The organism is Flavobacterium sp. FPG59 (genome assembly GCF_002150205.1).
Lineage (GTDB): Bacteria > Bacteroidota > Bacteroidia > Flavobacteriales > Flavobacteriaceae > Flavobacterium.
This window is the reverse complement of record NZ_MTCA01000172.1, coordinates 1-6,594: the sequence shown is the minus strand read 5'-3', so window position 1 is coordinate 6,594 and position 6,594 is coordinate 1. Positions and strand designations below refer to the sequence as shown.

The following is a 6,594-nucleotide window of genomic DNA, read 5'->3' as shown; positions in this document are numbered from 1 at the left end:
TTATTGAATAATTAAAAAAATCTTCAACTGTCAATTTTATTCTATTAGTGGTTTTACCTGAAGTTAATAATTTTGTTGAAAGCAGATGAAGAATTTTAAAAAATAAGAATGAATACGGAGTTAAATCATTTGATTTAGTATTTATAGTATAGTCGATGTAGTTCTGATATCTTTTAATGTTTGAGTTGGAAGGGATAGGTACTTTATCTTCTCGATAGTCATGTAAACAGTTCCAACATAAATAGAGAGGATATTTTAAAATATCATTCTTATAGCCATTTTCTAATCTATGGAAAGAGATTGGCTTACAGCATTTTTGACATCTGTCTATTAAAAGACAGTTACATTTTAGACACGCTATTGAAAAAAATAATCGCCATTCTTTTTTAAAATATGAAACTTCATTGTCAAGACAGGACGGGCAACAAAGTAAGCCATATAATTTTCTAATTCTATGATTAATTCCAATGTTTAATATTCCTGGCGTATAGCTGGTAAATTCTCTGTCATTAAAAATAACTCCTCTATAGGATTCCAGAAATAATTCTTCTATTTCAATTGACGAAAGCATTGTATTTTCTAGTATTTTTGATACTATAATATGAGGATATAATTTATCGATATCTCTATTCCAAATTGGAAAATCATTAAAATAGAATTTACTAAAAGTATGAGATTTTAATAAATTTTCTTTACTTATCCTTATCAGCCAACTTGAGAAAAGTTCATTTTTTTCTGGATTGACGTATACTGGCCATATTTTTTTATTTAATATTTGTGATGATTCCATAAAGTAATTATAATTTAAAGATCATTTTTTTTCGATCACTTGGTGGAACAAAATCAATATTATTCAAGATATTTTTATTAATTTTTTCTAAACCGCTTTCTATTGCTAAAATAGAGGATAGTTCTAAAATACGTGATATTTCACCAATTAATCCTTCACTCATTGCGAGTATTTTAGTTGAAATAGAGGGTTCGATTAGCAATGATTCTTCCTTCAGAGGTAGTAATCTTTCAAAACTTGCCAATAATCTTAAATATTCTTCGTCATTTCGCCATTTTTTTAGAACTTTTGGTTCAAATCGATTTGCCAATTGCGGATCAGTTTGAATTGCATTAAAAGCTTCTTTTGTTCCAGAACAAACCATACTTATTCTAAGTTCATTTGATAAAAATTTTAACACATTTAGAAAGGACCTTTGTTTAGATAAGTTTCCTGCTAATACATGATGTATTTCATCAATTATTAAAAGTCTTAATTCTACTTTTTTAAGAAGATGAATTACTCTCTGTTGTTTCATTTCAATTTTTTCTGATGAGTTATAAGGAGCAAAAAGTGATTCCAGAATTGTATTATAAAATCTTCTTTCATCTGGTTCTGGTGGTGCTTGTATTAAAAGAACAGGGACAACAAGTTTACTTGTTTCCTCTTCGACAAATGATTGATTTACTTTTAAGAATTTATTAAGTAGAGCAGTTTTTCCATTATTAGAGTCTCCTACCAACAGAATATTAGGCATCCTATGGTTAACAGGATAGTTTAGTAATTCATCGAACCTACTCAATATGCTATTAGCTTGAGAGTAGCCAATCCATTTTGGTTTTTTTATAGACATAACTCTTTCACTATCTGAGTAATTATTTATTATGTCTTTTGTTTTATCATGTAAATGCTTCATCATCTAAATCTTCAAAAGGTTTAATGTTTAGAAAATTAATTTTTGGATTATCTTCTATTTGATCGTTGACTAAAATTGTTTTTTGTTCGTTTCTTTTGTCAGCATATCTAGTAGTTCTCTTTAATTTTTTAGTTTCTAATATTGATTTTAATTCAATTTTTTCCATTGTTCTATAAGCATTAAAAATTGCTTCTTCATCTATTATTACATTATTACTGTTTAGTTTTCTAACGGCTTCTTTATATTCCCAAATTGAAATAGCTGGTTTAGAAGTGTCTCTATATGGAATTTCAAAATAATCATTTATTTCGGGATCAAAAAAATAAACAGTACTAATATCTCTAGGATCTCTTCTAAAGATAAATTTCCTTTTTGGGCTATTGCTTGATAGTGATTCTCTGGAATGGATATATTTTCTTAATACATCATGATAGTAAGTTATATGATCAATTATGATTCCGTATTCTTGAATTGTTCTTTCGGTATATGGCATGAAATCAAGTTTTAATCTTTTTTCATTTAATAATTTAGGAGGTATTCCGGATCCATTAATTAAATCACTCCCCATTAATCCCTCTTTGTATTTTTGTAAAGGTGACATGCCTATACCAGAGTGATTTCTTTTGTGATAGACATTTACTATATATGTCATGAGCCATTTCTCAAATTCAGAAATAGTTAAAGAAGCATTTTTTTCTGAATCATAATTTATTCGATTTTCAGGAGAAGAAAATGTTGTCCCAGGTAAATTATGAATCTCTTTTGAAAAAGTTCCTAATAAACGTTCAACGTGTCCTCCCCAATGAGGCTGAGCAACTGGCCTAAATTCTAAATTTATTCCATAGTTTTGACATGCTTTTCTTAGCATATTTCCTCTAAACTCTCGTGCATTATCGACATGTATTGTTGACATAATACCCCAACATGGCCATTCGCCTTCAACATGATTTCTTTCCATCCAGATTTCTTTGGAAAGAATTGAATTTGCAATACAAAGTCCTGTTCCCATCTCTCCAGGTGGATCAAAAGAAAGATAAAAACCAACAACCATTCTGCTATAAATATCTACAGCGACAGTCAGCCAAGGTCTGATGAAAGCCTTTCTGTAATGTTCATCCACAAGAATAATATCAACTTTAGTATGGTCAATTTGAACAACGGATAGAGGATAGTCGGCACCAGGAAAAGAATTTTTTATCGGTTCAAATTTATCTCTAGCTTTACTTTTACCAAATCTGGCTTTTAGTACTTCTTCTTCCGATAATGATTTGATTCTTTTTCGGATAGTGTTGGAGTGAGGAATTGGAATGTTTTTTTCTTTGCAGTTTTTCTCAATATCTCTTATAATTTTTGTGATTGATTTTTTTGAGGGATTTAAATATAAAGTATTAATTGAATCGTTTATTATTTGATCTTGTCCGCTTGACAATCTACTTTTTCCTCGTCCGCCATTTTTTTTGTGTCCTAACAAGGAAGATATTACACTTGTTTCGTCATACAATTTTATCCATCTGTATAAAGTGGTATAATGAACCTTTTGATCAATAGAAATACTTTCAATCAATTTAAAGTCTTTTCTATTGATCAAGATAGGTTTTATAATTTCATATCTCCTTTTCGCTTCATCCCACTCTTTATCTGTTAATGCAGAAATATTATTATTGGGTAAATTTTTAGTAGAATCAGAATAATTCTTTATTTCAGAAGTTTTTACAGTATGTATAATATTACTTTGTAGTTCTTGAATACTTACTTGATCTAGATCGACTATTCGGATTATTACTGCCTCTTTATTTTTAAAAATTACTTTTTCACCTATTTCAATAATTAATTTTTCCATATAGCAGAATTTAAATTTAAAGGATTACTTAAATCACATTCAATAAAATTGTTTGCGATCAAATACCAAGTTAAGAAAATTATTTCAGCTTTCTTTTCCCAGTCGTTTGTAATTGTATTGATTAACTGATTTATGGTACAACTTTCAAATTGCTCAATTTTATCTAATAGTATACATGCATAACTTGTATCAAAATGCAAGTTAGTAGCATCGTAATCTATTTTGTCAAAAAAATCTCGATATCGTGATAGGAATTTTATATTTTTAAGCAAAATATGTTTTTCATCACGAATATAGGTGTCATCGATTACTCTAAAAACTAAATCATTGGCTATGCAATATTTTCTGGCTGATTCAAATTTTCCCTCCAGTTCATCTTTTTTCTTCAAAAGTTCAGATTCATATTTAATCTCGATAATTTCATCTTTTCGAAATTTATCGTGATAATTAACTAAAAAATCAGGTGTATATTTTCTTTTTTTACCATCAGAATCTACATATGGAATTTCTATTGGTTGTTCTAGATAAGTACACACCTCCGTATCAAATTCAATTAAGTATATAAAATCTTTTTCTAACGAAGATTCAAATTGAATTGATTTATTTAATTTTTTACTACATATCTGTCCAGAAAGGGAGCTGCTTTTAAAGCTAATCTCACGTACTCTTTTTTTTAGTTTTAGTGTCATCTTTTGCAGTGAAATGTTGTTTTTAAGGAATTGCACGAATTGTTTTAGTATCTACTTGTGTAAAAAGCAAGATAAATAATTAGGTTTTTAGCATTTACTAGCAAATATAACAGGCGGAAGCTATCCTCAACCTGGAGAAATTTCTATGGCGCACAACGGAGTTCTATTTCTAGATGAGCTACCAGAATTTAAAAGAGATGTACTTGAAGTCATGCGTCAACCTCTTGAAGATAGAGAAGTTACTATTTCTAGAGCTAAGTTTACGGTCACATACCCATCATCGTTCATGCTTGTTGCTAGTATGAACCCTAGTCCGAGTGGTTTTTTTAATGATCCAGATGCTCCACAAACTTCCTCACCACATGAAATGCATCGGTATTTAAGTAAAATTTCTGGGCCATTGCTAGACAGAATAGACATTCATATTGAAGTAACTCCTGTTCCTTTTGATAAACTTTCAGATGATCAAAAAGCTGAGAGTAGTGTTGCTATTAGAGAGCGAGTGACTGCAGCTAGAGAAATACAATCTGCACGTTTTGATCACATGGATCACATTCATTACAATGCCCAAATGAATACCAAACAAATCAGGGAGTATTGTGCTCTAGATGAGGTGTCAAAACAATTATTAAAAACAGCTATGGAGCGCCTGAATTTATCTGCAAGAGCTTACGACCGAATTTTAAAGGTAGCGCGAACTATAGCTGATCTTGAAGCATCCCCAGCAGTGCAGTCAAATCATATTGCCGAAGCCATTCAATATCGAAGTCTAGACCGCGATGGTTGGTTGGGATAATTTTTTTGATGAATTTTAGGTGTATTTTACGATTTTTATCCAATGAAATACAACCTTAATCAAATAGGCAAAGTAAATTCAACGGATTATTTTATATTTTGAATTCTATTTTTACTGAATTTATTTCTATGTATGTGCAACTAGGACAAAAAAAGTGCTGTACATATAACGGATTATTATAATTGTTAAAAAGTATAAAATAGTAAAAAATAGGTTAAATTAGCTAATGAATCATTGAACTTCCCCCTTGTAAACAACCTTATGAATTTTTTGAGTGTTTTTGATGTCTAATAATGGATTTTCATTAAGAATTAATAAATCTGCTTGTTTATTTTTTTCAACGGTTCCCTTGTTATAGTTTTTCCCAAACCATTCTGCGGGGTTAACAGTAGCGGTTTTAAGAGCTTCATAATTAGTTAATCCAGCATCTACCATACGTTCTAGTTCTTGATGTAAAGATAATCCGGGTACAAGCCATGGATTAGGGAAATCGGTTCCAGCTAGAATTTTTGCATTGTTTTTATGTAGTAATGCGACTGTTTTTTTTTGGAAATCAATGTATGTCATCACATTTTCTTTTTTACCGTAACCTACGCTAGACCACCAACCAAGTAAACCGTCTAAACCATCACCAATTTTATTTCCAAGGATGTTCTTACAAAATACTTCGTCTGTTTGATTATAAAATAGCACAAGGGTAGGGCAGTTCCAGATGTTATGGGCTACCGTCTTACGTACAGCATCATTAAGTTTATTGAAGTCAATATCTTTTGCGGAGATTTCATCAAAAGGAACATCATAATTTTTGAGAAGAATTTTTTTAGGCAAAGAATCGAGTTTTGACGCATATCTAGAGTAGCCGCTAAGGTGTTCTATTTCCCCTCCATTTATATCAAAAAAATGCTGTTTCTGTAATGTCACGGGAATATGATAAGCGACTTTGAAACCTTGTTTTTTGGCGTAAGAAAGTCCTTTTCTAAAAGAGTTTTCATCTAATCGGCTGTATAATTTTATAAAATCATACCCTTTTTTTATTTGCTCGTAAATGATTTTTTCAATATCGGATTCAGATGTTACAATTGGGCCACTGTGGTCTTTGTCAAAAGATGGTGGATTTCCATCAATCAATTCAGATGCAGAATATATATCAGGTGAATTACGCAATAATTTCTTGTTAATACTGTCTCTCTTTTGTAAAACTTGATCATTTCCTGCCATAACCCTTACTGTTGTAATTCCATACTTTAAAAACAAGGGTAAAGAATACTTATCCATGAAAGGATTAAGATGTACGTGCATATCAGTTAAAGCAGGAATAACATATTTTCCAGTTGCATCAAGTACAGTTGTATTGGATGAATTTTTCCAACTTGAACTATTTACAACAGCAATAATTGAACTGCCAGAAATGAGAATGGTTTTATTTTTTAAAATAGCATTCTCTTTTAACGTGATTACATTACAGTTTGTAATTGCTAAATCAATTTTTTGACTATAACTTGCATACAAGCAGAAGTGCAGTACAATTAAAATAACTTTTCTCATATTATTTATATATTTCATTAACCAAAGCAATGGTGTGAC

5 protein-coding genes and 1 pseudogene are annotated in these 6,594 nt (G+C 30.3%); 1 reads left to right on the top strand and 5 read right to left on the bottom strand.

Annotated elements, in window-relative coordinates; translation table 11 throughout:
* The 4 genes from FPG59_RS12585 to FPG59_RS12570 form a co-directional block, all read right to left on the bottom strand.
* Positions 1-790 (bottom strand): TniQ family protein (locus FPG59_RS12585; protein WP_086454941.1); only part of this gene is annotated, 790 nt, incomplete at its 3' end.
* Positions 791-797: 7 nt separating this feature from the next.
* Complete coding sequence (locus tag FPG59_RS12580) at positions 798-1,685, bottom strand: TniB family NTP-binding protein (protein WP_086454940.1); 888 nt, start codon at positions 1,683-1,685, stop codon at positions 798-800.
* Positions 1,669-3,525 carry a Mu transposase C-terminal domain-containing protein gene (locus tag FPG59_RS12575; RefSeq protein WP_086454939.1) on the bottom strand — a complete coding sequence of 619 codons (1,857 nt, stop codon included), beginning with the start codon at positions 3,523-3,525 and terminating at the stop codon, positions 1,669-1,671. Before FPG59_RS12575 ends, FPG59_RS12580 begins: the two co-directional genes overlap by 17 nt.
* On the bottom strand, positions 3,513-4,214 hold the full coding sequence (locus FPG59_RS12570; RefSeq protein ID WP_086454938.1) for a TnsA endonuclease N-terminal domain-containing protein: 702 nt from the start codon (positions 4,212-4,214) through the stop codon (positions 3,513-3,515). Before FPG59_RS12570 ends, FPG59_RS12575 begins: the two co-directional genes overlap by 13 nt.
* A 97-nt stretch (positions 4,215-4,311) precedes the next feature.
* Between FPG59_RS12570 and FPG59_RS12565 the strand changes: the two are divergent.
* Positions 4,312-5,010, top strand: a pseudogene (locus FPG59_RS12565) (YifB family Mg chelatase-like AAA ATPase); the annotation flags it as partial.
* Positions 5,011-5,241: 231 nt separating this feature from the next.
* Here the strand turns inward: FPG59_RS12565 and FPG59_RS12560 are convergent.
* On the bottom strand, positions 5,242-6,594 hold a 1,353-nt coding region (locus FPG59_RS12560; protein WP_086454937.1), incomplete at its 5' end, for an amidohydrolase family protein.

What these genes read in the sequence shown, in the direction of transcription:
- FPG59_RS12580 (WP_086454940.1), bottom strand. Translation starts at nt 1,685, where the DNA reads ATGAAGCATTTACATGATAAAACAAAAGACATAATAAATAATTACTCA.
- FPG59_RS12575 (WP_086454939.1), bottom strand. Translation starts at nt 3,525, where the DNA reads ATGGAAAAATTAATTATTGAAATAGGTGAAAAAGTAATTTTTAAAAAT.
- FPG59_RS12570 (WP_086454938.1), bottom strand. Translation starts at nt 4,214, where the DNA reads ATGACACTAAAACTAAAAAAAAGAGTACGTGAGATTAGCTTTAAAAGC.